The organism is Enemella dayhoffiae (genome assembly GCF_002250625.1).
GTDB classification, from domain to species: domain Bacteria; phylum Actinomycetota; class Actinomycetes; order Propionibacteriales; family Propionibacteriaceae; genus Enemella; species Enemella dayhoffiae.
In genome coordinates this window covers 23,811-48,048 of record NZ_NMVQ01000034.1, presented here as the reverse complement: position 1 = coordinate 48,048, position 24,238 = coordinate 23,811, and the positions used below count along the sequence as shown (strand labels likewise).

The following is a 24,238-nucleotide window of genomic DNA, read 5'->3' as shown; positions in this document are numbered from 1 at the left end:
GGGTCGCTCGGCGTGGTCGGTGCGGCCGACTAGATTGTGCCGGGTGAGCGAGACGAACGAGGAGCAGGCCGCACCCACCCCCGAGGCGCGGGAGCGGCACGCCGACCTGAGCGAACAGCTCAACGACGCCCGTTGGCGCTATCACGTGCTGGACGCCCCGACCATCTCCGACGGCGAGTTCGACGCGATGATGCGCGAGCTGAACGCGCTGGAGGAGGAGTTTCCCAGCCTGCGTACGCCGGATTCGCCGTCGCAGCAGGTGGGCGGCCCGCCGTCGGCCACCTTTGCCGCGGTCACCCACCTGCAACCGATGCAGAGCCTGGACAACGCGTTCAGCCACGATGAGCTGCTGCGCTGGGGCGATCGGGTGCAGCGCGACGCCGGCTCCGCGCTCGAGCGGTCAGGTTTCCTGTGTGAGCTGAAGATCGACGGGCTGGCGATCGACCTGGTGTATGAGCGCGGGCGCCTGGTCCGGGCCGCGACCCGCGGAGACGGGAGGGTCGGTGAGGACGTCACCGCCAATATCCGCACCATCCGCGCGATCCCCAACGAGCTGCACGGGGACAACCCGCCGGAGGTGCTGGAGGTGCGCGGTGAGGTGTTCCTCGGCCTGGACGCGTTCCGTAAGCTCAACGAATCCCTGGTGGGACAGGGAAAGGCGCCGTTCGCCAACCCGCGCAACTCGGCCGCCGGCTCGCTGCGGCAGAAGGATCCCCGGGTGACCGCGAGTCGCGCGTTGGCGTTCATCGCCCACGGTATCGGCGCCGCCGAGGGGATCGAGCTGGACCGGCTCAGCCACGCCTACGAGCTGCTGAAGGGGTTTGGGCTGCCGACGACCGAGCACGCCCGGGTGGTCAAGGACCTGGCCGGGGTGTGGGAGTTCGTCGAGGAGGTCGCCGAGCGGCGACACGACTTCGTGCACGAGATCGACGGCGTCGTGGTCAAGGTCGATGCGCGGGATCTGCAACAGCGGTTGGGATCCACCAGTCGTGCCCCGCGCTGGGCGATCGCGTACAAGTATCCGCCCGAGGAGGTGACCACCAAGCTGCTGGACATCCGCGTCAACGTCGGCCGGACCGGACGGGTGACCCCCTATGCGGAGATGGAGCCGGTGCTGGTGGCCGGGTCGACCGTGGCGATGGCGACGCTGCACAACGGGTTCGAGGTGCAGCGCAAGGGGGTGCTGATCGGCGACACCGTCGTGCTGCGCAAGGCGGGCGATGTGATCCCCGAGATCCTCGGGCCGGTGGTGGACCTGCGCGACGGCAGCGAACGGGCGTTCCAGATGCCGACCCACTGCCCGGCCTGTGGGACCGAGCTGAAACCGGAGAAGGAGGGGGAGAAGGACATCCGCTGCCCCAACCAGCGCTCCTGCCCCTCGCAGCTGCGGGAACGATTGTTCCACCTGGCCTCCCGGCAGGCGCTGGACATCGAAGTGCTTGGCTGGCAGGCCGCCGACGCGCTGCTCGCCGCAGGGCTGCTCACCGACGAGGGAGACCTGTTCAACCTCACCGAGGCCGACCTGCTCAAGGCGGAATTCTTCACCAGGACAGCCAGGAAGGCCGAGCGTGAGGCGGGCGCCGGCGAACGGGTGCTGACCGCCAACGGGCAGAAGCTGCTCGACAACCTGGCGTCTGCCCGGACCCGACCGTTCGCGAAGTTCCTGGTGGCACTGTCGATCCGGCACATCGGCAAGGGGGTGGCGCCCGATGTGGCGGCCGCCTTCCCGAACATCGAGGTGCTCGAGGCCGCCACGCTGGAGGAGCTCTCCGCGGTGGAGGGGATCGGCCCGACCATCGCCGCCTCGATCCGCGAGTGGTTCGAGACCGACTGGCGGGTGGCGATCGTCCGCAAGTGGCAGGCCGCCGGCTGCGTGCTCGGTGACGAGGTGGCCGAGCAGGACCCGGCCGATCAACTCCCGCAGACCCTGGCCGGTCTGTCGATCGTGGTCACCGGTTCCATCGACGGTTTCACCCGCGACGGGGTTGGCGAGGCGATCGTGGCTCGCGGCGGCCGCTCGGCGTCGTCAGTGTCGAAGAAGACCGACTTCGTCGTGGTCGGTGAATCCCCGGGATCCAAATATGACAAGGCGGTGTCGCTGAAGCGTCCGATCCTCGACGGTGACGGGTTCCGCGTGCTGCTCGAGCAGGGACCCGAGGCCGCGGCCGAACTGGCGAGGACCGAGTAGGGCAGGCGAGCCTCAGTCGCTCTGCGCGGCCAGGCTCTCGGCGATCCGGTCCGCGGTGGCGCGGGCGTGCTCGATCCAGCCTCGGACCTGGTGCCCCGGCGCCTTCGGCGGCAGCTGTGCGAGTCGCAGGGTGAGATTCTCGGACCCTTCGCGCTGCCCCAGGGGGAGCACCACCGATCCGATGTCGTAGCGCTGATCGTCCTGTAGCTCCCGCGGGGAGTAGTCGACCTGGGAGCTGTGGATGCGGGCGCGTACCTCGCGTTCCTGCTGGGGGGTGAGCCGCCCACTGGCGTACAGGTGGGCCGCATGGTGCATGCCGGCGTACGCCTGTTCCCGGTCACCGGGGGGAAGGTAGGAGACGAGGTATCCCTCCCGGCGGCAGAACTCCATCCTGTCCACAAAGGTCTGCTGCTGCTCCTCGGAGGCGCCAGTGGCCTTGGCCAGCCAGTACGCCTGGTCTTCCGCACTGGCATGACACATGTAGGTATCGCCGATGGGGGGAACCATCGGGACCCGTTCCCCGAGTCCCTCCCCGGTTCGGACGCCGGGACCCACAGCGGAGGCGACCGCGGCCAGCTCGTCCCGGTTCACCGCGGTCAGCAGCGACACCTCGCAACCGATGTGGTTGGCCAGGTGCTGCAGGTCTTCGCGGGCCACCGCGGCGCTCTGCACCGCCGAGATGATGCCGTCGTCCATCCGCGCCACCAACGACGGGATGACGAAGCTGCCATAACCGCGCTGGAAGAAGATCAGCGGTGCCACCGGGTTGTGCACGGCCATGTCCAGCACCCGGCACATGGCGATCCAGTGGTCGCCCGCGTCGATGGTTGACTCCAGCCGGACGTCCATCCAGGCAACAGATCCCGCCAGCACTGGGTCGCCGGAGGGGGATGGGAACCAGTCCAGCCCGACGAACTTGTTCTCCCGTCGCGACACGATGCTGCGACAGGCGTCCTCCTGGTCACCGGCCAGCACGTTGATGCACAGCGACTCGCACTCCTGGAGCCGGCTGAAGGTGCGCGAGCTGCGCTGCGGCAGGAAGGCGACCAGTGGCGGATCCAACGAGACGGAGGTGAACGTGCCCACGATCATCGCCAGAAGCTCCCCGTCCGGTGCCACACCGGTCACCAGGACGACGCCCGTCGGGTAGTGGCCGAGCACATCGCGCAGCATGGCCTGGTCGAGGGCTGAGGTGGTCTCTGTCATCGTTGACTCCTGTTCAGGATCACGGGGAGCCGCTGCTCCGTCCGGGGAGGTCCCACCACCAAGAGTGTCAGGTGAGCCCTGCAGTTGCCACGCGAGAAATCTTTACCTGATATAGATTCCGAGCGTTTCGAAAGGGCTTGGAATGCGACGATCCGCCCGCACCCACGTTTCGGTGGGTGCGGACGGATCGCCTTCGGAATCGTCAGCTGTGCACGTCCGCCTTGAGGTGGCGCTGCTGGAGACGAAGCCCGGTCGGTCCCGGCCGGAGCAGGAAGGCTGCCATCAACCCGCCGACGAGCAGCACCACCCCGGTGATCGTGTACGCCTGGTTCACCCCGTTCGCCATGGCCTCGACCATGGCCGGCGGGATGGGCTGACCCTTCGGCGGTGCGACATAGCCGGCGTTGGTCATCAGCCAGCCGACCAGGGTGGGGGAGATGATGGCACCCACCGATGCGACCCCGCCCAGCGTCGCCATCAGGATCGGTCGCTGCTTCGGGCCGACCACATAGCCCAGCGCCGAAGCGGTCATCGGATAGGCCAGCGAGCAGCCGCCCGCGATGGAGAGCAGTGCCACGGCCAGCACCCCGCTGGTGTGCGGCACGGTCAGGAACGAGACGCCCGCGATCACCGCGGCCAGCCCGAACGGCACCGAGATCGCCGCCTGGACGCTGCGACCGCGCTTGAGCAGCCGTTGACCGATCACGCCGAGCAGCAGCAGCACCCCGGCGCCGATCAGCCACGGGAAGGTGGTCACCAGACCCACCTGGGGCAGCGAGAGTCCCACCACGGCGTTGAGATATTGCGGCAGCCAGGTGGTGAGGAAGCCCTGCACCCAGAAGTTGGACAGCCCGCCGATCACGGCCGCGAGGAAGGTGAGGTTGGCGAGTGCGGCCCAGACTTTGACCGGCTGGTAGCCGTCGACGCGGGTGGCCTCGTCGGTGCCGGCCTGATGGTCGCTGACCTCGTCGGCGTCAGCGCCCGCGACGTTGTCGACACCGGCCAGGGAGTCGACCGTCTCGTCGCGGGTCACCCGGCGTCCGCTTCCGGCGTACGGGCCGTCCCCGCCGAGGATCAACCAGGCGATGACCCAGGCGAGCCCGACGATGCCGAGGAAGCCGAAGGCCCACCGCCAGCCCCAGGCGACGATCACCCAGGCCAGGACCGGTGCGGCCACGACGGGCCCCAGGGTGGAACCGGCGGCGATCAGGTTGCTCGGCAGGGCGCGCTTCTTGGGTTCGAACCAACCGTGGGCCGAGGTCAGCGACATGGCGGTCGCCGGTCCTTCGGCGCCGCCCAGGATGATGCGGGTGATGAGCAGGGCAGCGGCACCGCCACCGATCAGCATCGGGAATTGCATCACGGCCCAGACCACGCCCATGACGAGGATGATCCACTTGACCGAGAAGCGGCTGGCGAGGAAGCCGGTGATGATGGACACCACGGCATAGAGGAAGAAGAAGGCGCTGCCGATGAAGCCGAACTGGACCGGGGTGATCCCTAGGTCGGGCATCGCCTTGGGGGCCACCAGGCCCAGCACGGCCTTGTCGGCGAAGGCGACGATCTGGAACAGCACGAGCATTCCGGTGATGATCCAGGCGCGGGTCGACATCCGACCGCGGGCACGCGGAGGGGTCGTGGTTCGGTGGTCCGTAGGTGCGGACACGAGGTCTCCTTAGGTCGGTCTCTGCGATGAGACGGTGCCTGGTTGGGGTCGGACCGGGCTGTCGTTCGGCAGCCTAGGAAGGGGTCTCCCTACATCGATAGTCGGGAATCCTTTACTTTCCTGCCCTGAGGATTTTGGGCAGGATGGAGGCGAGGGAGGGATTCGGGTGCGAATCGACGCGATCTGGGACCGTCCCCTGGCCGAATGGGTCGCAGCGTTGCACAGCGGAGAGTTGCCGCTGGCCGAACCGAGTCGGGAATCAGAGCGACGGATCGGCCAGTACGACCATCGGTGGCACGCGTTTGTCTGCCCCTCGGAGCGGATCGAGCAGGACCTGGCCGAGCTGGAGCAGCGGCAGGGAGAGCTCCCGCTGTTGGGAATTCCCCTTGCCGTCAAGGACATCATCGATGTCGCCGGGCTGCCGACCCGATGCGGCAGCACGATCACCTCACCCGACCCGGTCGCCGAGTCCGCCGCCTGCGTACGCGCCCTGGAATCGCTGGGCGCGCTGGTGCAGGGCAAGACGGTGACCACCGAGTACGCCTATTTCGCGCCCGGACCGACCCACAACCCCAACGCCCCGGGGCACACCCCCGGTGGTTCCTCAAGCGGTTCGGCAGCCGCGGTCGCCGCGGGGATGGTTCCGCTGGCGCTGGGCAGTCAGACCGCGGGGTCCCTCACCCGCCCAGCCTCCTTCTGCGGTGTGGCCGGCATGGTGCTGGCACACGGCAGCACCGACCTGGCCGGCATCACCGGCCTCAGCGAATCTCTTGACTCGTTGGGGTTGCTGACCCGCCGGGTGGCGGACCTGGCGTACGCTTGGTCGGCGTTCACCGGGACCGACCCGGTCACCTCCGGGGGGCGGGTGCTGGTCTGGCGCGGATCGGAGCTCGACGAGATCGAGCCGCGGATGCAGCAGGCGGTGGATCGCGCGGTGCAGGTGCTGCGGGAGGCCGGCGTCGAGGTCGCCGAGCTCGACTGGGACGACCACGTGCGCAGCCTGGCCGTCGACCACACCGTGATCATGGCCTACGAGGCCGTACGGGAGCGGGCGGACGTGCTGGAGCGGATCGATGAGGTGAGCCAGCCGTTGGCCGAGTTGCTGCGCCGGGGGAGCGGGATCAGTGCTGACGAGCATCAGCACGCGTTGTATCGGCGGGACCGTTCCCGGGTCCATCTGGCGGCGATGATTTCAGGGGGCGGTCTGATCATCGGACCGGCGGCGTTGGGAGCCGCACCGGAGGGGATCTCGGCGACCGGTTCGCCGGTGCTCAGCCGGCCGTGGCAGGCGCTCGGGTTGCCCGTGGTCACCGTGCCGGGGGTACGCACCGCGGCGGGGCTGCCGCTGGGGATCCAGCTGATCGGGCAACCCGGGGCGGAGGGGGAGCTGTTCCGGATGGGCGAGCTCCTCGAGACCGGCCTCGCCGGTCAGCGGACCGACACCTGAGCCGACGAGTTCGAGCACGACGATGTGGAGGAGAGACCATGAAACCCCGGCCGACCGAACACCATCGGATGTTCCTCACCTGCTATGTGGACAACCTCCACTACGGCTGGCGGCACGTGGACCTGTTCGTGCACGACCACGCCGGACGTGAGGTCAACTGGGTGCACTGGGGTGTCGAGGCCGACGGACCCGAGGCGGCCGACCTCTCGATCGCCAAGATGGAACCGGAACTGGAACGAACCACCGAGTGGAAGCACGGCAGGAGCGCAGCGGGGGTCGACTACTGGACCGCCGAGGCCCGCTGGCGCGACGGTGGCAGCGATGCCGCCTGAACCGGTGGTCTACGTCGTTGACGACGACCCCGAGCTGCTGGAGTCGGCGTCCTGGTTGCTCGGCAGCACAGGGATCGAGGCGATGACCTGTGACTCTGCCGACGAGTTCCTGCGGACCTATGACGGGTCCCACCCCGCGTTGCTGGTGCTGGATGTGCGGATGCCCAGGATGAGCGGGACCAGGTTGCAGGAGGTGCTCAACGAGGAGATCCCGCACGTGGCGATCATCTTCGTCTCCGCCCACGGCGATATCAAGATGTCGGTGCGCAGCATGCAGCGCGGGGCGATCGACTTCCTGGAGAAGCCCTATGAACCGCAGCACCTGCTCGAGGTGGTGCAGTCGGGGATCGAAACCGCCCGCGAGCGGTTCGAGGACCATCTGCAGCGCCACGACGTGCAGCAGAAGGTCGACTCGCTGACCCCGCGTGAGCGCGACATCCTGCGCCTGGTCGTCGAGGGCCTGCCCAGCCAGAACATCGCCCGACGCCTCGGCATGAGCGTCAAGACCGTCGACGTGCACCGTGCGCGGATCAAGCAGAAGACCGACGCCGAGTCGATCAACACCCTGGTCCGCGACGTGCTCCGCTACGGCGCGACGATCCCGGAGTGACGGCAGGGGTCCGGACCCCTCAGAAATAGTCGAGGACCAGTTTCGGGGTCTTCGCGCGGGAGACACACACCGCCATGGTCTCGTTGGCCGCCTTCTCCGACTTGGTGAGCACGTTGTCGCGGTGTTCCGGGGTGCCCTCGAGAACCGACATGATGCAGGTCCCGCAAATTCCTTCCTGGCAGGAGGTATCGACGTCGACGCCGTTCTCCTGCAGCACCTCGACAATGCTGCGATCGGCCGGGATCGGATAGGTATCGCCTTCGAACTCCACCTCGAAGGCGGTGTTCTCGCTGGCATCCGGCTGCTCGTCGGCCACGAAGCTCTCCTGGTGGATGTGCTCCTCGGGGACGAACCGCTCGGCCACCCGGCGAACCAGGTCCATGAACACCCCGGGGCCACACAGGTAGACGTGGCTGCCGTCGGGCAGGCCGCTCAGCGAGGCGGCCAGCGCCGGCTCGTGCTCCTCCGGTGCTAGCCCGAGGTGGGTGTGCAGCTTTTCCGGGCAGCGCTCCTGCAACAGCGGCAGGAAGGCCGCGTCCTCGTGACTGCGCGCGAAGTAGTGCAGGTCGAAGGAGTGACCGTGCACGTCCAGCCAGCGGGCCATCGACAGCATCGGGGTGATTCCGATCCCGGCGGCCAACAGCACGTGGTGGCTCGCCGACAGGTCCACCGCGAGCAGGTTGCGCGGTTCGCTGATCTGCAGGCTGTCGCCGACCTTGAGCTCGTGCAGGGCCACAGACCCGCCACGCGACTTGTCCTCACGCTTCACCGCGACCGTGTAGGACTCCGGGTCATCCGGGGTGCTGCACAGGGAGTACTGCCGCGTGATCGCGGTTGGGCCGACCACGTCCACGTGCGCACCGGCCTGATAGACCCCGAGGGGCAGGCCGTCGGCCCGGACGAACCGGATCGACTTGACCGTCGGCGTCTCGTCGATGATCTCGGCAACCTTGACATCGATCAGCTTCATCGCGGATCCCTTTCCTGTGTCGGTGGAGGTGCAACCCCGGGTCGGTGGAACTGCAACCGTCTGCTCAGCGGACGTAGAGCCCGCCGTTGACGTCCCAGCAGGCGCCGGTGACGAAGGCCGCCCCCTCGGAGGCGAGCAGTGCGACGACGTCGGCGATGAACGCCGGGTTGCCCAACCGCCCGACCGGGATCCCGGCCACGACGGCGGCGAGCTTGTCCGCCGGCACCGTGCGGTGCACCACCGGAAGGTCGTGCGGTCCGGGGGAGATCGCATTCACAGTGACCCCCTTGCCGGCCAGCTCACGGGCGAACACCTTCGTCAGGGTGAGGATCGCGCCCTTCGAGGCGGCGTAGTGGCCGCCGGTGGCCGTCCCACCGTTCTGCCCGGCCAGGGAGGCCATGTTGACGATCCGTCCATAGCCGGCCTCGGCCATCTGGGCCCCGAACACCTGGCAGCCCATAAAGACGCTGCTGGTGTTCACGTCCAGCACGCGGCGGAAGTCCTCGGCGGACAACGTCATCAGGTCCGCCGCCTGGGTGACAGCGGCATTGTTCACCAACACCGTCGGTACGCCCCAGCGGTCGCGCACCTGCGCTGCCACGGCCTCGAAGTCGTCCCGGCTGGACACGTCCAACCGGGCCCCGGCCACCCGTTCACCGCTCGGGTCCAACTCCTCGGCCACCCGCCGGGCGGCCGCCTCATCCAGGTCGGTGACCAGCACCCGGTTTCCGGCCCCGGCCAACCGGCGGGCGATGTGCTCACCCATCCCGCCGGCACCACCGGTGACGACCGCGATCCCTGCGCTCACAGCAGGAATCCCGCCGCGTTCACCGCATCCTCGCTGTTCAGCAACCGGATCACCTTGCCGGCGATCCGGTCACCGTCGGCGCGCAGGGCGATGGTGTGGGTGACCTCGCCGGCGAGCAGGTCGTGCCGGTTCCGCTTGTAGGAGCAGACGATCTGTGCAGAGCGGAGCACCACCTGCTCGTCAGTCACCTCGGTGGTGCTGAAGCGGTTCAGGGTCCGCACAGTCCGTGCCGCGGCGATCGCGGAGGGGGCGTACCCCTGCACCATCCGCTCCACCCGCATCCGCCGCATCCGGTGATCGTCATAGACCATGTTCAGGGCGGTGGCGAAGTCCTCGGTGTCCGGGTCGATCGGGATCACGTAGTGCGCCTCGGCGGTGTACAGCTCCTGCCAGGCCTGGTAGTCCTTCGCGTCCAGCAGTTCCGCCTCGTGCCAGACGAGCGCGATCGCTCGCTGCACCCGGGCGTCGGCCAGGTCGATCCCTTGCTGGTTGTTCACTTCTGATCCTCCGCACTCATCAGCTGCTGCCACATCGCGTACGCCTCCCGCATGCCCGACTCGTCGGTCACGTGCGACGTCGGCCACCCCTGGTCGGTGGTGGTCTCCCGGTTCAGCCCGCGGTTGACCAGGATCGGCATGCTCGGATCGGCCTGGGCCCCGAGCTGCACCCGGTCCCAGCCCTCGGCGTCATCGGGGGAGCCGAAACCGAACGGTCCCTGAAAGTGCTCATGGATCCGGAGCCGTTCCTGGTTGACGATCTCAGGGCCGCCGTCCATGCCCAGGGCCATGTGCCAGATCTCGGTCTCGTCGACCGAGATCGGGATCAGCACCCGGAAGAAGGCCGAACTCATGGCCACGTTGGGGAAAGTGTTCAGGTTGAACCCGCAGCCGTGCATCGACCGCATGATCCGCCGGATCTTCGCCTCGTCGTAGCCGTCGGCCCGCAGGGCCTCGACCAGGTGGGCGAACCGCGGCTGGATCTCCTCGGTGCCGTCGTCCTCGTCCAGGTCCAGGTGGGCGGTCGCCATCACGGCCACGCTGTGCCCGTTTCCGAGGGCGTGGGTGACCGCCTGCGGGTCGTTCATGAACGACATCATGTCCGCGGTCTCGGCGTCGACCGAGACCATCCACGACTTGTGCACCATCGGGAAGTGGTAGCCGTCGGTGGTGTTCTCCAATTGGATCTTCCAGTTGCCACGGAAGCGGAACTTGTGCACCCCGATCACCTTGGTCGGATAACCGTTGCTCTGCTTGAAGAATCGCTCCATCCACAGCTTGGCGTCACCCAGGAAGTCCTCCAATGGTTCGGCGTCCTCGTTGAAGGTCGCCCACACCATGCCCAGATAGGACTCGGTGCGCAGTCGGCCCAGCGGGAAGTCGGCCTTCTCCACCACGCCCTCGTAACCGTCGGGATAGGGGATACCACGCAGCTTGCCGTCCAGGCCATAGGACCAGTTGTGATAGGGGCAGGTGAAGCCGTTGGCCTTGCCCTTTGACTGGTCGCAGACGGTGGCGCCGCGGTGCCGACAGCGGTTCAGCAGGGTGTTGATGTTGCCCTTGCGGTCGCGCACCACGATCACCGGCTCACCGCCGACCGAGGTGGTCTTGAAGTTGCCGGGCTGGGGGATCTCACTCTCATGGGCGACCCAGACCCAGGTCTTGTGGAAGATCTTCTGCATCTCCTCGGCGAAGATCTCCGGATCGGTGTAGAGCCGGCCCGCCACTCGGTCCGACGACACCAGGTCTGCGGCGCGGGTACGTTGTTCGACGGTCATTGATTACTCCTTGCTCTGTTGGCTTCGACTCGCTCGTTCCTCGGTCGCTCAGCCATCGGATCGGGTGTGCAGGCTGGCTCGGAAGAGCCGCTCGGTCTGGAATCGGTGGATCAGGGCGGTGGTCCCATCGTCGTCGTACTGCACCACGAAGTCGATGTTCAGCCGGGCGCAGAGCAGGTCGGCGGTCCCGTCGGCATACTCGGAGAGTTGCTGCATCAACCACTGCCCGTGACCGGTGCTGCCGTCGGTGCGCAACTGCTCGCTGCCGAGCAGATGGGCATTGCGCCGGAAATGCTCCGCCGGCGGCAGGTACGAGGCGACGTGGGCCGCTACCTTGTGCCGCCCTGTGACGGAGCCGAACTTTCCGGCGTACGCCTCGCCGACACCGCGCCAGGTGGCGCGTGGGGTGAACAGTTCGGCCAGTTCGGCCAGCTCGGCGACGTCGGGGAACGGACCGGGCACGTCACAGAGGTCGAGGTAGCGACCCAGACAGGTTCGGATCGCCTCTTTGGCCTCCAGCACGCGCAGGCGCCGTTCCACCGTGGTCATGCTCGGCTCAGTCGGTCGCGACGTCGGGACGGATGGTCAGCCGGCGACCCATCCTCGCCTCGATCTTGGCGAACTTCCACAACGCGTCCCCGCCGAACACCTCGGTCGTCCGGAACAGGTTGCAGGCGGCCTTCACGGTCTCGGCGTCGCGCACGTCGGCCAGCACATAACAGGTCCAGGGCCACCCGTCGGAGGGGCCGACCATGTGCGAGTCGTCGTCCATGTTGCCGAGCACGTCGACACCGTCCATGTCCTCCATCGCGACGAGCATGCCGGCGAAGGCCTTCCAGACCACGCCGATCTCCGACTTGGGCAGGTCGAAGAAGTTCTGGTTGATCCCGATGCAGAAGAGCACGCGGAGGGGTTCGGACATCACGGTTTCCTTTCGGTACGCGGATTTGGCAGGCGACTGGTCGAAACGGTCGGCTCAGGGGAAGCTGGGCACGGTGACATCGGCACCGAGCAGCACCGCCCCGGCGGCCTCGATGGTGTTGGATTGCAGCATCGCATGCTGGGCCGGCACGAGACCGTCCTGCACGAACCGCTGCAGCGGGTGGCTGTTGTAGATCGCGCCGGTCCCCGCGAGGTCGAACGCCATCAGCGTCACCTCCCGACCGACATGCGCGACGTTGCTGGTGGCCAGGCGCAGCAGCGCCCGGGTACGGTCGTCGATCTCGGCACCCTCGACCGCCAACTGCCACACCAGCTCGGTCTGCTCGTAAAAGAAGGCGCGGGCCGACCGCAGGCGGGCCTCCGCCTGGGCCACCCCGAGCTGATAGCTGGGTCGCGCACCCTTGGCGGAGCCGCCGACGATGCTGGTCCGCGCGGAACCGACCTGGAGGCTGTAGTCGAGAGCGCCGCGCGCCGCACCCAGCGCGGTCACCGCGAGCACCTGGGCGGCATAGGCGATGGCGGGGTAGCGGTTGAGCGGCTCATCGACCTGGGAGGCGCTGCCACGGATGAAGGTGTGCGCAGACGGGATGAACACGTCGTCAAGGTGCACCTCGTTCGATCCGGTGGCGCGCATTCCGGCGACGTCCCAGTTGGGTTTGATGGTGGCCTGCTCGGGACGCACCAGGGCGGTCAGCGGTCGACCCTTGGACTCCGCGCCACCCTTCAGTCCCACACCGAGAACGTCGGCACCCGCCGAACCCGAGGCGAACTGCCACACGCCGGAGGCCCGATAACCACCCTCGACCTGCTGGGCCTCCTGCATCGGGAACAGCCCCCCGGCGAAGCAGACATCCGGACCGGCGCTGTAGATCTGCGCCTGCGTCTCCAGCGGGAGTGCGCCGAAGTAGGTCAGCTGGGAGCCGAAGCTGGCCACCCACCCGGTGGCCGGGTCGATCTGCGAGATCCGCTCGATCAGGCGCAGGAATTCCCCCGGGCTGAGCGGTTCACCGCCGAACTGGCGAGGGGTCGAGGAGCGGTAGATTCCGGCCCGCTTCAGCAACCGGATGTAATCGCGGGGCACGGACCCCTGCTGATTGAACTCGTCGCGGCGCTCCGCGAGCACGCGCAGGGCATCTTCGAACGCGGCCTCGCGGGCCGCGCCGGCGGGCTCGGCGAGGTTGCGGTCCGTCGCCGACTCGTCGGTCAGGGCGCGGGCATTCGAGGTCGTGTTGGCCGTCATTGGCAGTTCCTCCGGTTTGCATCCAGCCTGGGGCTGCTGTTGGGTGCCAGCCTAGGAATGAGCCCTCGCGGTGACCATTGGGAGTTGTACGAGGTGGACTAAGGAAATCCCCTACAACGGCGCGATTCTGGGGTTCTGGCGGTTCCTGGGGTCATCATGGGTGCAGCACGATGACACCGAGCGGCGCCAGCGCCGGGGCCAGGATGGAGCAGGCGGATGTTTCCCACCGGAACCGACTTCCGAGAGATGGCCCTGCACGGCGAGACCGGCATCCTGATCCACGAGGCGGCCTCCAAGAACATCCTGTGGGCCAACCCGACCGCGTGCGAGATGTTCGGATTCACCGTCGAGGAGCTGCGCCCGCTCAAGGCCCACCACATGTCCTCCCCCGAACAGCAGTACCGCCGCGAGGTGGGGGTGGCCTGGCTGCAGGATGCCGTCAACCACGGGAGCAGCCGCAAGCGCTGGAAGTATCGCAGCAAGGACGGGCAGGACTTCCTGACCGATGCGGTGGCCACCCTGGTCCATTTCGCCGACGGGCCGGTGGTGATGGTGCAGTTCCGCAACATCTCCCGGGAGGTGGAGCGCGAGGCGGAGCTGAGCCGCACCACCGACTATCTGACCCGGATCATGGCCCACGCCTCGGCAGCAATCCTGCTGCTCGACGACGACGAACGGGTGCTCGACTCCTCCCCGTTCGTCAGCGAACTCTTCGGGCGTACGCCCGGCCAGCTGCTCGGGCATACCCTCGAGGAGCTTGCGGTGCATGTGGGACCACCCGAGGGGGCCGCCGGTGGGGCGGGTGAACCCGGTCGCCCGACCGAGCTGGAGCTCGAGATCGACACCGTCGATGGGCCTCGCTGGCTGTCCGCCCAGATCGAGGACGTCGAGCACGACGGCATCATCTCCCGGATGGTGGTGGTCCGCGACATCACCACCAGGGTTGAGATGCAGCGGGAGAACGACTATCAGCAGGCCAACCTGCAATACCTGGCCCGCTACAACGCGATGGGCGACATGGCGATGACGATCGCCCACGAGCTCGGCCAGCCGCTGGCGGCGGCCGGGAACTTTCTGCGCGGCCTGATGTCGCGGGTGGAGGCCGGCCAGGCCAGGGAGTCCGACATCCGCTACGCCCTGGATCGGGCCCAGCGCCAACTCACCCGGACCGCCGACATCGTGGCCAGCGTGAAACGTTATGTACAACGGATCGAGAGCCCAGCGGCGGCGCATGACCTGAACGAGATCATGGCCGAGAGCCTGTACTTCGTCGGGTTGCGCGCGAATGACCGGGGCATCCGGGTGGACTCGGAGTTTGCCCCGGGGCCGTTGCCGATCACCGGGGAACAGATCCTGATCGGGCAGGTGATCATCAACTACTGCGTGAACGCGATCGATGAGGCGGCGCTTCCGGAGAACGCCGAAAAGCGCATCCTGGTGCGCAGTTTCGCCGATGGGGAGTGGGTCGGCTGCTCGGTGCTCGACTGGGGGAGGGGGCTGGATCAGGTCACGGCCGAGCAGCAGTCCGGGCTGCCCGACGGACCACGGGTCGGCGCCAGTGGCAACCGGCAGCTGGTGAACGCGTTTTCCGGCAAGCAGGACGGTTCGGGGATCGGGCTGGTGCTCTCGGAGCGCATCGTCGAGCGACACCGGGGGGAAGTCGTCGTCGCCGACAACGACCCGTGCGGCACGGTGATCACGCTCCGGCTGCCGCGCGCTGGGTGAGCGGAGGAGAAACTCATGGCCGGGTCCTTGTGGCCCGGCCGATATGTGTATTAGTTTCGTCAGCACCCCAACGGATGTGAATCGTTTACAAAGCGGTCGGTACGCCGCGGGTGACGTTCACGCGACACGACGGAGTGCCCAATGGACCCGAAAGCCCAGCTGTTCCGAACCCCACTGTCACGCCGTGCCCTGCTCGCCGGGCTCGGGGCGAGCGGACTGACGGCCGGCCTGGCCGGGCGGGCGTACGCCATCCCGCCGGGCGGCAACCCCAACGCCATCAACGGCTGGGTGAACTCGACCCTCGCCCACATGAGCCTGGAGCAGAAGATCGGGCAGCTGTTCGTCCAGGAGGTCTACGGCTCGGACCCGAACACCCCCGACCAGCGAAACGTTAAGAACTTTGGCGAGGCGGTGCCGGCCCGGATCGTGGAGAAGTTCCACCTCGGCGGGGTGATCTACTTCGCGTGGACCGACTCGTTCAAGAACCCCGAACAGGTCGCACGCCTGTCCAACGGGCTGCAGCAGGCGGCTCTCGGCTCCGGCGGGAAGGCGCGGATCCCGCTGCAGATCGCCACCGACCAGGAGCAGGGTGTGGTCACCCGCTTCGGTCCGCCGGCCACCCAGTTCCCGGGGTCGATGGCGATCGGTGCCGGGCGGTCCAGCGCCGACGCCCGGGTCGCCGCCGCGATCACCGGACAGGAACTGCGTGCGGTCGGCATCAACGTCGATTTCGCGCCCTGCTCGGACGTGAACGTCAACCCGCTGAACCCGGTGATCGGTGTCCGCTCCTTCGGCTCCGACCCGGCGCTGGTGGCCGAGATGGTGGCCGCCCAGGTCGAGGGATACCAGGTCGACGGCCGGGTTTCCTCGTCCACCAAGCATTTCCCGGGCCACGGAGACACCGCGACCGACTCGCACACCGGCCTCCCGGTGATCACGCACAGCCGCGAGCAGTGGGAGAAGATCGACGCCCCGCCGTTCCGCGCGGCGATCGCACGCGGGGTGGACATGGTGATGACCGCCCACCTGGTGATGCCCGCGTTCGACGACTCCGGGGATCCCGCCACCCTCAGCCGCCCCATCATCACCGACCTGCTGCGCACCGAGCTCGGTTATCAGGGGGTGGTGATCACCGACGGGCTGATGATGCAGGGCGTCCGCGAGAAGTACGGCGACGCCGAGGTCGCCGTCCGCGCGCTGGCCGCGGGCTGTGACCAGTTGCTGATGTGCCCCGACATCCAGCCGGCGATCGCGGCGATCCAGAGCGCGCTCGGTTCGGGACGCCTCCAGCAGGACGATCTGGACGAGAAGGTACGCCGCATCCTGCGGATGAAGTATCGCCGCGGCATGGTCGCCCAGCCGCTGGCTGAGGTCGCCGCAATCGGTTCTGTGGTGGGAACTCCGGCACACCAGGCGACCGCCGCCGGGGTGTCGGATCGCACAGTCACCCTGGTCAAGAACGATGCGAAGGTGCTGCCCCTGCGTCCGGCCGGGCAGAAGATCCTGGTCACCGGCTATGGCGTCACCACCACCCAGTTGACCGCCGACCAGTTCACCGCGCGCGGCGCCACCGCGACGGCCCTGCAGACCGGGACCGCCCCCACCGATGCGACGATCGCGCGGGCGGTGGCCGCTGCCCAGGCGGTGGACACCGTGGTCGTGCTCACGAACAAGGCGTGGGACACCGCCGTGACCGACAGGGCCGGGGGGCAGCAGAAGCTGGTCAAGCAACTACTCGGCACCGGCAAGAAGGTGGTCGTGGTGGCGGTGCGCGATCCCTATGACATCGCCTACTTCAACGAGGCGCCCACCTATGTGGCGACCTACTCCTACAGCCCGGTGACCCCACCCTCGCTGGTCCGGGTGCTCACCGGTGAGGTCTCCCCGCGCGGAAAGCTGCCGGTCGACATCCCCGTCGCCGGCGACCCGAAGACCGTTCTCTATCCGTTTGGCCACGGCCTCGGCTACTGAGCCGAACCACTTCCACAGAAGGGTTTCCCATGCCTTTGAATCGTCGTCACCTGCTTGCCGCGGCCGGAGTGACCGCTGCGGCGTACCCGATCACCCAGGCCGCCAACGCGTTCGCCGCACCCGTGGACAAGAAGCCGAAGATCCCGAAGGCGAAGGTGACCACCGCCGCCCAGCTGCAGGCCGAAGCCGGCTGGGCCGCGCTCAAGGGACAGAAGGTGGGCGTGGTCACCAACCCCACCGGTGTGCTCGCCAACCTCACCTCGATCGTGGATGACATGCACGCCCAAGGGGTGAACATCGTCGGTGTGTTCGGACCCGAGCACGGCTTCCGCGGCACTGCCCAGGCGGGCTCCTCCGAGGGCACCTCGACCGACCCGCGAACCGGCCTGACCGTCTATGACACCTATGGCGCCAACCGGGCCAAGGTGGCCGGATTCTTCGCCCAGGCAGGGGTTGAGACCGTCGTGTTCGACATCCAGGATGTCGGGGCCCGGTTCTACACCTACATCTGGACGATGTACACCACCATGCTGGCGGCGATCGACACGAACGCCCGCTTCGTGGTGCTGGACCGGCCCAACCCGGTCGGCGGCCGGGCGAATGGGCCGATGATGACCGACGGCAACACCTCCGGGGTCGGTGCGGAGAAGATCATCCAGCAGCACGGCATGACCGTCGGAGAGCTCGCCCGGATGTTCAACGAGCGTTACCTTCCGCTGGATGCCGACGGCAAGCGGCTGCGCGAGCTGCAGGTGATCGAGATGAAGGGCTGGAAGCGCGACATGCTGTTCGCCGACACCGGCCTGCACTGGGTGATGCCCAGTCCGAACATGCCCACCTCGGACACCGCACTGCTCTATCCGGGCACCGCCTGGTTCGAGGCGACCAACCTGTCCGAGGGGCGGGGAACCACGCGTCCGTTCGAGATCATCGGCGCCCCCTATGTCGACCACCGGTGGGCGCAGCGGCTCAACGAGCGTGACCTGCCCGGGGTGCTGTTCCGGGAGACTTACTTCAACCCGACCTTCAGCAAGAACCAGGGCAAGGTGTGTGGCGGCGTGCAGGTGCACCTGACCGACCCGCACTCGCTCGACGCGATCCGCACCGCCACCGAGATGATCGTGGCCCTGAAGGCGCTCTATCCCGGGTTCGCGTGGCGTGTCGGAGACACCTACGCGGGGCGCTGGATGGACCTGCTGTCCGGCTCACCGCGCTTCCGCGAACAGGTCGACTCCGGCGCCGACGCGGCCACCATCATCGGGTCCTGGCAGGGGGAGCTGGCGCAGTGGAACGCCGACCGCGCTCCGTTCCTGATCTACTGAGGTGGTTGCGATGAAGCGTGCGTTGAGCACCGCGCTGGCGTCGGCGGTCGTGCTGGCTCTGGGGGCGGCGTACGCCCCGGCGGCCACCGCCCGCGACTTCGACCGGCCCTACACCGGTTATGCGAACCCGAACACCCGCCTGCGCTCGGCGACGCCGGCTTCGGTGGGGCTGGATCCGGCGCCGATCGAGGCCGCCCGGGCCAAGCTCCGCTCCTACCAGTCGGCCACCCCCAACCCGCTGTTCCCGGGCGCGGTCGGCGTCCTTGGACACGAGGGGGCCATCGTCGGCACCGAGGTGAGCGGCTATGCGCGGTTGTACGCCGACGCCACCACCAAGCTGCCCGAGACCGAACGCGTGCCGATGCGCCGCGACACCGTGTTCGACCTGGCCTCGGTGTCGAAGCTGTTCACCTCGCTGGTCGTGGTGCAGCTGATCGAGCGCGGCGAGGTGGAGCTGGACGCCCCGGCCGCGCGCTATCTGCCGGAGTTCGGCGGCCAGGGCAAGGACACCACGACGGTACGCCACCTGCTCACCCACACCTCCGGGCTGCCGGCGTGGTTGCCACTGTGGTCGAAGTATCCGGACAAGGCGTCCCGCATCGCCGCGGTGATGGACGCCAAGCCGACCAACCCGCCGGATCAGGTGTACCGGTATTCGGATCTGAACCTGATCACCCTCGGAGTGCTGGTCGAGCGGAAGACCGGCAAGTCGCTGGATCGCGCCGTGGCCGACGGGATCACCACCCCGCTGGGGATGCGTGACACCGGTTACAACCCGACCAACCGGGCGCGCACCGCCGCGACCGAGTATCAGACCGCCCCCGCCCGCGGAATGGTCTGGGGCGAGGTGCACGACGAGAACGCGTGGTCACTGGGCGGGGTGGCCGGGCACGCCGGCGTGTTCTCCACCGCCGACGACCTGGCAATCCTGTGCCAGACCCTGCTGAACGGCGGGGCGTACGACCATCGGCGGATCCTGAGCCGGGAGTCGGTGGACCTGCTGATCCACAACTTCAACGCCAAATTCTCCGGCAACGACCATGGACTCGGGTTCGAGTTGAACCAGCGGTGGTATGCCGAGGGGCTGTCGGCGCCGAACGAGGCGGGGCACACCGGCTATACCGGCACGTCACTGGTGATCGACTTCGCCTCGCGTTCGTTCGCGGTGCTGCTCACCAACCGGGTGCACCCCTCGCGCAGCTGGGGTTCGGTAAACGTGGCGCGGCGCGACTGGGCGCAGGGGCTGGCGCTGGCCATGCCGGTGCGCCCGGACAAGGGTGCCGACGCCTGGTTCACCGGGACCCAGAACGCCACCACCGCGACCCTGGACCTGCCGCTGCAAGTCGGCGGGAAAGGCGCCGAGGTGCGCTTCGACACCATGGTCGACGTCGAGGAGACCGACCCGCTGGTGCTGGAGCGCTCGGCCGACGGGGGCACGACGTGGGCGAAGGTGCCGTTCACGGTGACGCTGTCCGACAGCGAGCGGGTTGCCACCGACGGCGCTTGGGCGACCTCAGGCGTACGCCGGTGGGTGCGGGTGGACGCCGCGCTGCCGGCCGGGGAGCAGGTGCTGCGCTGGCGGCACACCACCGACGCGGTCTATCTGGGCCGCGGGGTCTACGTGGACGACATCCAGGTGCGTGGTGGGGCCAAGGTGGACGGGGAGAAGGAACCGACCCGGTTCACCGCGTCGAACTGGGTGCTGTCATCGCGCTGAGCACTACGATCCAGCCCATGGAGGGCAGGGGACCCGCTCAGGCGTCGGTGCTGGTGCGGCTGCGTGCGCTGCGGCCGACGCTGGCGCCGGCGGAGGCCCGCGTGGCCGAGCTGGTGCTCGCCGATCCGCGGGCGGTGGCCGGATTGACGATCACCGAGCTCGCCGAGCTGGCGTCCACCTCGGAGACCTCGGTGCTGCGGTTCGCTCGGCGGTTGGGGCTGAAGGGCTATCCGGGGCTCCGGCTCGCGCTGGCCGAGGCGGGGGCGGAGAACGGGCGGAACTCACACCCGGTCGGTGACATCACCCGCGACGATCCGATCGACGTGATCGTCGCCAAGGTGACCGGGGCGGGGGCACGCGCGGTCGAGGAGACCGGTCAGCAGCTGGACCGCGAGGTGTTGGCCACCGTGGCCCGGCTGGTCGCCGCGGCGGGCCGGGTCGACCTCTATGGTGCGCACGCCAGCGGACTGGTCGCCGGGGACCTGCAGCAGAAGCTGCACCGGATCGGGCTGGTGGCGTATTTCTGGTCCGACCCGCACCAGGCGCTCGCCTCGGCGACCCTGCTCGCCGAGGGGGACGTGGCGATCGCGGTCAGCCACACCGGCACGACGACCGAGGCGGTCGAGGTGCTCGAGACGGCCCAGGCGCGTGGGGTGGCGACGGTGGCGATCACGAACTATCCGGAGTCCCCCCTGGGGCGTACCGCCGACTTCGTGCTGACCACCGCCGCCGACGAGACCGCCCTGCGCTCAGGGGCGATGGCCTCGCGCATCGCGGCGCTGATGGTGGTTGACTGCCTGTTCCTGGCCGCCGCGCAGCACCGCTATGACCGGGCGATCGAGGCGGTGGCGCGGACCCGCGAGGTGGTCCGCGGGCATCATCGCTCGGCGCGATGATTCCTGGTGCCGACTACGCTGGCCCGGTGCCGGAGGAGAAGGTGAGACCAGATCAGGTGGCCGCCGCGCCCCAGGCGGGCGAGGAGGACCACGATCGCACCGTGGTACGCCCGCGCCGTGCGGCCGATCATGGGGCCGGGGGTGCGGGAAGTGCCGTGGCCGCTGCTGCTCCAGCTCCTGCGGCGCCCGTCGGTCCTGCTGCTCCCGTCGGTCCTGCTGCTCCGGCGGCGAAGCCGCCGCACTCGGCTGCCGGCTGGCGCCGGGTCTTCTCGAACCTCAACCTGAACGGGCCGGTCCCGGCGCGGGTACGCCCGGCGATCGGCGAGTGGGGCCCCACCGACCTGCCCTCGACCAAGCAGAAGAAGCGCCTGCGCTGGTTGGTGCCGGTGCTGTTCACCGTCGCGCTGATCGTGATCACCCTGGTCGGCTGGCAGTTCTGGCGGATGTACCGCTGAGCAGTGGCCATCGCCACTCTGCAGCCGGCTGCTCAGTGTCCCCATTGGGGTGTGTCTCGGGCGATGCAGTCTTGACCACGGGGTGTGGTCAAGGTGGGTTTTGACCACGGGGTGTGGTCAAGGTGGGTTTTGACCACGGGGTGTGGTCAAGGTGGGTTTTGACCACGGGGTGTGGTCAAGGTGGGTTTTGACTACGGGGTGTGGTCACGAGTGCATCGGCCCGGAGGTGGTGGTGAAGGGTCGGTCCGAGCGGGTCAGGTGAGCGGGACCATGGCGGCGAGGTGGCGCAGCCGGGCCAGTTCGGCGGTCAGGAACGAGGGCCCGCCGTGGCGGCCGAGGACCACCGCCCGCTCGCCGCGCAGGGGAGTGATGGCGTACGCCGTTTCGACCCATTCGGGCATCCAGCCGGCGGGCAGTTCACCGCTGTGGGCGGTGTCGGTCGGGGCGAACCGGCCGATCGAGTCCGGGGTGAGGTCCGGGGCCATCGGGGTGGCGTGCAGCACCGTGCCGTGGCCACGGTGCAGCAGGACCGCCCAGTGGCAGTGGAAGGCGACCGGGGCCGACTCGGCGAGGATTGCGGCGGCGTTGTCGGGGTCGGCGAGCATCTTCTCGAGGGCTTCCACATCCGACTGCAGACCAGCTCCGGCCGGATAGCGCGAGCACCACAGCACCTGAACACCGTCGACCTGGGTGCAGGCGCTGACCGCGTTGTCCGGCATCACGTTGTCCGGGAGCAGCACCATGAAGTCGTCCACCACGGTGGCGCCCTCGCGTCCGACGATCTCGACCGCCTGGATGTCGGCGCCCATCGTGCCGAGCGCGGTCGCCACCGCACCGAGCGAACCGGGGCGGTCGGGCAGCAGGAGTCGGATCAGGAACACGCGACCATTCTCCCACCTGCGATCCAGCGAACCGAATTCCCGCTCAGCTACCCCTCCAGGGGTAGGGGGATGGTGTCTGGGGTCGCTGGATGGGAACAGTGGGTTCGCTGGATGGGAACAGTGGGTTCGCTGGATGGCGGCGGCGGCGGGCAACGGGCGTGCGGGGCCGAGAGCGAGATAGGGTCTCAGGCGGGAATCCAGCACACTGGGTCCCCGACCGCAGACCGAATCAGCAGAGACACCATGCAGGAGGAGACGCGCGTGGACAGCGTGACCCTGAGCAGCGACGAGGTGGCCCGGCTGGGCCGGCTCGCCCGGATCGAGTTGACCGCCGACGAGCTGGAACGGCTCGCCCCCCAGCTCACCGTGATCCTCGAGTCCGTGGCCCAGGTCTCCGCGCTCGACACCACCGACGTCCCGCCCACCTCTCACCCCGAGCCGCTGACGAACGTGTTCCGCGCCGACGAGGTACGCCCCAGCCTGCCGGTCGCCGACGCGCTGGCGATGGCCCCGGCCGCCGAGGATGACCGCTTCCGGGTGCCCCGGATCCTGGGGGAGTCCGCATGAGCGACCGCGAGCTGCTGCGCGCCGACGCGCACGAGCTGGTGGCCGCGATGGAGCGCGGCGAGACCAGCTCCGAGGAGATCACCACCGCCTGTCTGGCCCAGATCGAGGCCGTCGAGCCGAGCGTGCACGCGTTCCTGCACGTCGCCGCCGACCGGGCTCTGGCCTGCGCCCGCGGCGTCGACCAGCGCCGCGCGGCCGGCGCACAGCTCGGCCCGCTGGCGGGCGTACCCCTGGCGCTGAAGGACGTGCTCACCCTGGCCGGGATGCCCACCACCGCCGGCTCGAAGATCCTCCAGGGGTGGATCCCGCCCTACACCGCCACGGTCAGCCAGCGACTCGAGGACGCCGGCCTGGTCGTGCTCGGCAAGACGAACATGGACGAGTTCGCGATGGGGTCCTCCACCGAGAACTCCGGCTATGGACCCACCCACAACCCGTGGGCGATCGACCGGATCCCAGGGGGCTCCGGCGGCGGCTCCGCGGCTGCGCTGGCGGCGTTCGAGGCGCCACTGGCGATCGGCACCGACACCGGCGGCTCGATCCGGCAACCGGCCGCGTTCACCGGCACCGTCGGGGTGAAGCCGACCTACGGCGGCACCTCGCGCTATGGGCTGATCGCGCTCGCCTCCAGCCTCGACCAGCCCGGGCCGTGCACCCGCTCGGTGCTCGACGCCGCCCTGCTGCACCAGGTGATCGGCGGACACGACCCGCGCGACGCCACCTCGATCGACGCCCCCATCCCCGATGTGGTGAGCGCTGCGCGCAGCGGTGACGTCACCGGGATGAAGGTTGGCGTGGTCCGCGAGCTCGGCGGCGAGGGTTACCAGCCCGAGGTCGAGCAGCGGTTCAACGAAACCGTTGCCCTGTTGGAATCCCTGGGCGCCGAAGTGGTCGAGGTGTCCTGCCCGCACTTCGAATACGCGCTGGCCACCTACTATCTGATCCTGCCCGCCGAGGCGTCCTCCAACCTGGCCCGGTTCGACGCCATGCGCTTCGGCCTGCGGGTGGGGGACGACGGCGTACGCTCCGCCGAGGAGGTGATGGCCGCCACCCGCGGCGCCGGCTTCGGCGAGGAGGTGAAGCGGCGCATCATCATCGGCACCTACGCCCTGTCGGCCGGCTACTACGACGCGTTCTATGGCTCGGCGCAGAAGGTGCGGACGCTGATCAGCCGCGACTTCGACGCCGCGTACGAGTCCGCCGACGTGCTGGTGTCGCCGACCACGCCGACCACCGCGTTCCGGCTCGGGGAGCGGATCGACGACCCGCTGGCGATGTACAAGAACGACCTGTGCACGATCCCGTCCAACCTGGCCGGAAACGCGTCGGCGTCCTTCCCGGTCGGGCTGTCCAGCGACGGCCTGCCGATCGGGTTCCACGTGATGGCCCCGCCGCGGGCCGACGACCGGCTCTACCGGGTCGGCGCCGCGCTGGAGCGCGAGCTGCGCCAGCAGTGGGGCGGCCCGCTGCTGGACCGGATCCCGGCGATTGAGGGGAGCCTGGCATGACCATGCCGTCAGA

Annotated in this window: 22 protein-coding genes; 12 read left to right on the top strand and 10 right to left on the bottom strand. The window is 68.7% G+C overall.

Annotation, left to right across the window (positions count from 1 at the left end):
• The first annotated feature begins 43 nt into the window (after positions 1–43).
• Complete coding sequence (ligA, locus tag CGZ93_RS12920) at positions 44–2,188, top strand: NAD-dependent DNA ligase LigA (RefSeq protein WP_229117432.1); 2,145 nt, start codon at positions 44–46, stop codon at positions 2,186–2,188.
• Positions 2,189–2,200: 12 nt separating this feature from the next.
• Here ligA and CGZ93_RS12915 read toward each other — a convergent pair whose 3' ends face one another.
• Both CGZ93_RS12915 and CGZ93_RS12910 read right to left on the bottom strand, forming a co-directional pair.
• Positions 2,201–3,394 (bottom strand): flavin reductase family protein, encoded by a 1,194-nt coding sequence (locus tag CGZ93_RS12915; protein WP_094364572.1) that lies wholly within the window; start codon positions 3,392–3,394, stop codon positions 2,201–2,203.
• A 202-nt stretch (positions 3,395–3,596) separates the two neighbouring features.
• Positions 3,597–5,006 carry an MFS transporter gene (locus tag CGZ93_RS12910; protein WP_094364571.1) on the bottom strand — a complete coding sequence of 470 codons (1,410 nt, stop codon included), beginning with the start codon at positions 5,004–5,006 and terminating at the stop codon, positions 3,597–3,599.
• A gap of 220 nt (positions 5,007–5,226) precedes the next feature.
• Between CGZ93_RS12910 and CGZ93_RS12905 the strand changes: the two genes are divergently transcribed.
• Genes CGZ93_RS12905 through CGZ93_RS12895 form a run of 3 tightly spaced genes read left to right on the top strand, consistent with a single transcriptional unit; the run spans position 5,227 to position 7,449 of the window.
• Positions 5,227–6,507: an amidase gene (locus CGZ93_RS12905; RefSeq protein ID WP_208109116.1), complete on the top strand. Its 1,281-nt coding sequence runs from the start codon at positions 5,227–5,229 to the stop codon at positions 6,505–6,507.
• A 38-nt stretch (positions 6,508–6,545) separates the two neighbouring features.
• Positions 6,546–6,839 carry a hypothetical protein gene (locus tag CGZ93_RS12900; protein ID WP_094364570.1) on the top strand — a complete coding sequence of 98 codons (294 nt, stop codon included), beginning with the start codon at positions 6,546–6,548 and terminating at the stop codon, positions 6,837–6,839.
• On the top strand, positions 6,829–7,449 hold the full coding sequence (locus tag CGZ93_RS12895; protein ID WP_094364569.1) for a response regulator transcription factor: 621 nt from the start codon (positions 6,829–6,831) through the stop codon (positions 7,447–7,449). Before CGZ93_RS12900 ends, CGZ93_RS12895 begins: the two co-directional genes overlap by 11 nt.
• A gap of 19 nt (positions 7,450–7,468) precedes the next feature.
• Here the strand turns inward: CGZ93_RS12895 and CGZ93_RS12890 are convergent, their stop codons facing one another.
• The 7 genes from CGZ93_RS12890 to CGZ93_RS12860 form a co-directional block, all read right to left on the bottom strand.
• Positions 7,469–8,419 carry a PDR/VanB family oxidoreductase gene (locus tag CGZ93_RS12890; protein WP_094364568.1) on the bottom strand — a complete coding sequence of 317 codons (951 nt, stop codon included), beginning with the start codon at positions 8,417–8,419 and terminating at the stop codon, positions 7,469–7,471.
• Between the two features lie 64 nt (positions 8,420–8,483).
• Positions 8,484–9,227, bottom strand: a complete 744-nt coding sequence (locus CGZ93_RS12885; protein ID WP_229117431.1) for an SDR family NAD(P)-dependent oxidoreductase — start codon at positions 9,225–9,227, stop codon at positions 8,484–8,486.
• Positions 9,224–9,724, bottom strand: a complete 501-nt coding sequence (locus CGZ93_RS12880) for an aromatic-ring-hydroxylating dioxygenase subunit beta (RefSeq protein WP_212753178.1) — start codon at positions 9,722–9,724, stop codon at positions 9,224–9,226. The genes CGZ93_RS12885 and CGZ93_RS12880 overlap by 4 nt, the downstream gene beginning before the upstream one ends.
• Entirely contained in the window at positions 9,721–11,001 is a 1,281-nt protein-coding gene (locus CGZ93_RS12875; protein ID WP_094364566.1) for an aromatic ring-hydroxylating oxygenase subunit alpha, read from the bottom strand. The genes CGZ93_RS12880 and CGZ93_RS12875 overlap by 4 nt, the downstream gene beginning before the upstream one ends.
• 48 nt (positions 11,002–11,049) lie before the next feature.
• The gene (locus CGZ93_RS12870; RefSeq protein WP_094364565.1) at positions 11,050–11,550 is read right to left on the bottom strand and encodes a nuclear transport factor 2 family protein; all 501 of its coding nucleotides are present in this window, start codon (positions 11,548–11,550) and stop codon (positions 11,050–11,052) included.
• Between the two features lie 7 nt (positions 11,551–11,557).
• Positions 11,558–11,923 (bottom strand): hypothetical protein, encoded by a 366-nt coding sequence (locus CGZ93_RS12865; RefSeq protein ID WP_094364564.1) that lies wholly within the window; start codon positions 11,921–11,923, stop codon positions 11,558–11,560.
• 54 nt (positions 11,924–11,977) lie between these two features.
• Positions 11,978–13,183 (bottom strand): acyl-CoA dehydrogenase family protein, encoded by a 1,206-nt coding sequence (locus CGZ93_RS12860; RefSeq protein ID WP_094364563.1) that lies wholly within the window; start codon positions 13,181–13,183, stop codon positions 11,978–11,980.
• Between the two features lie 216 nt (positions 13,184–13,399).
• On the opposite strand from CGZ93_RS12860, the gene CGZ93_RS12855 reads away from it, so the two are divergent.
• The 6 genes from CGZ93_RS12855 (at position 13,400) to CGZ93_RS18990 (ending at position 21,269) form a co-directional block, all read left to right on the top strand.
• The gene (locus CGZ93_RS12855) at positions 13,400–14,908 is read left to right on the top strand and encodes a PAS domain S-box protein (protein WP_176451759.1); all 1,509 of its coding nucleotides are present in this window, start codon (positions 13,400–13,402) and stop codon (positions 14,906–14,908) included.
• Between the two features lie 141 nt (positions 14,909–15,049).
• Positions 15,050–16,879, top strand: a complete 1,830-nt coding sequence (locus CGZ93_RS12850; RefSeq protein ID WP_094364562.1) for a glycoside hydrolase family 3 protein — start codon at positions 15,050–15,052, stop codon at positions 16,877–16,879.
• A gap of 29 nt (positions 16,880–16,908) precedes the next feature.
• On the top strand, positions 16,909–18,201 hold the full coding sequence (locus tag CGZ93_RS12845) for an exo-beta-N-acetylmuramidase NamZ family protein (RefSeq protein ID WP_094364561.1): 1,293 nt from the start codon (positions 16,909–16,911) through the stop codon (positions 18,199–18,201).
• A gap of 10 nt (positions 18,202–18,211) precedes the next feature.
• Positions 18,212–19,918: a serine hydrolase domain-containing protein gene (locus CGZ93_RS12840; protein WP_094364560.1), complete on the top strand. Its 1,707-nt coding sequence runs from the start codon at positions 18,212–18,214 to the stop codon at positions 19,916–19,918.
• 17 nt (positions 19,919–19,935) lie between these two features.
• Positions 19,936–20,814, top strand: coding sequence for a MurR/RpiR family transcriptional regulator (locus CGZ93_RS12835; RefSeq protein WP_094364559.1), 879 nt, complete (start codon positions 19,936–19,938; stop codon positions 20,812–20,814).
• 26 nt (positions 20,815–20,840) lie between these two features.
• The gene (locus CGZ93_RS18990; protein WP_094364558.1) at positions 20,841–21,269 is read left to right on the top strand and encodes a hypothetical protein; all 429 of its coding nucleotides are present in this window, start codon (positions 20,841–20,843) and stop codon (positions 21,267–21,269) included.
• Positions 21,270–21,523: 254 nt separating this feature from the next.
• Here CGZ93_RS18990 and CGZ93_RS12825 read toward each other — a convergent pair whose 3' ends face one another.
• The gene (locus CGZ93_RS12825; protein ID WP_094364741.1) at positions 21,524–22,144 is read right to left on the bottom strand and encodes an ACT domain-containing protein; all 621 of its coding nucleotides are present in this window, start codon (positions 22,142–22,144) and stop codon (positions 21,524–21,526) included.
• A gap of 276 nt (positions 22,145–22,420) precedes the next feature.
• On the opposite strand from CGZ93_RS12825, the gene gatC reads away from it, so the two are divergent.
• Together gatC and gatA are read left to right on the top strand one after the other, a co-directional pair.
• Positions 22,421–22,717, top strand: coding sequence for an Asp-tRNA(Asn)/Glu-tRNA(Gln) amidotransferase subunit GatC (gene gatC, locus CGZ93_RS12820; protein WP_176451772.1), 297 nt, complete (start codon positions 22,421–22,423; stop codon positions 22,715–22,717).
• Complete coding sequence (gatA, locus tag CGZ93_RS12815) at positions 22,714–24,225, top strand: Asp-tRNA(Asn)/Glu-tRNA(Gln) amidotransferase subunit GatA (protein ID WP_094364556.1); 1,512 nt, start codon at positions 22,714–22,716, stop codon at positions 24,223–24,225. The genes gatC and gatA overlap by 4 nt, the downstream gene beginning before the upstream one ends.
• Positions 24,226–24,238 lie beyond the last annotated feature (13 nt).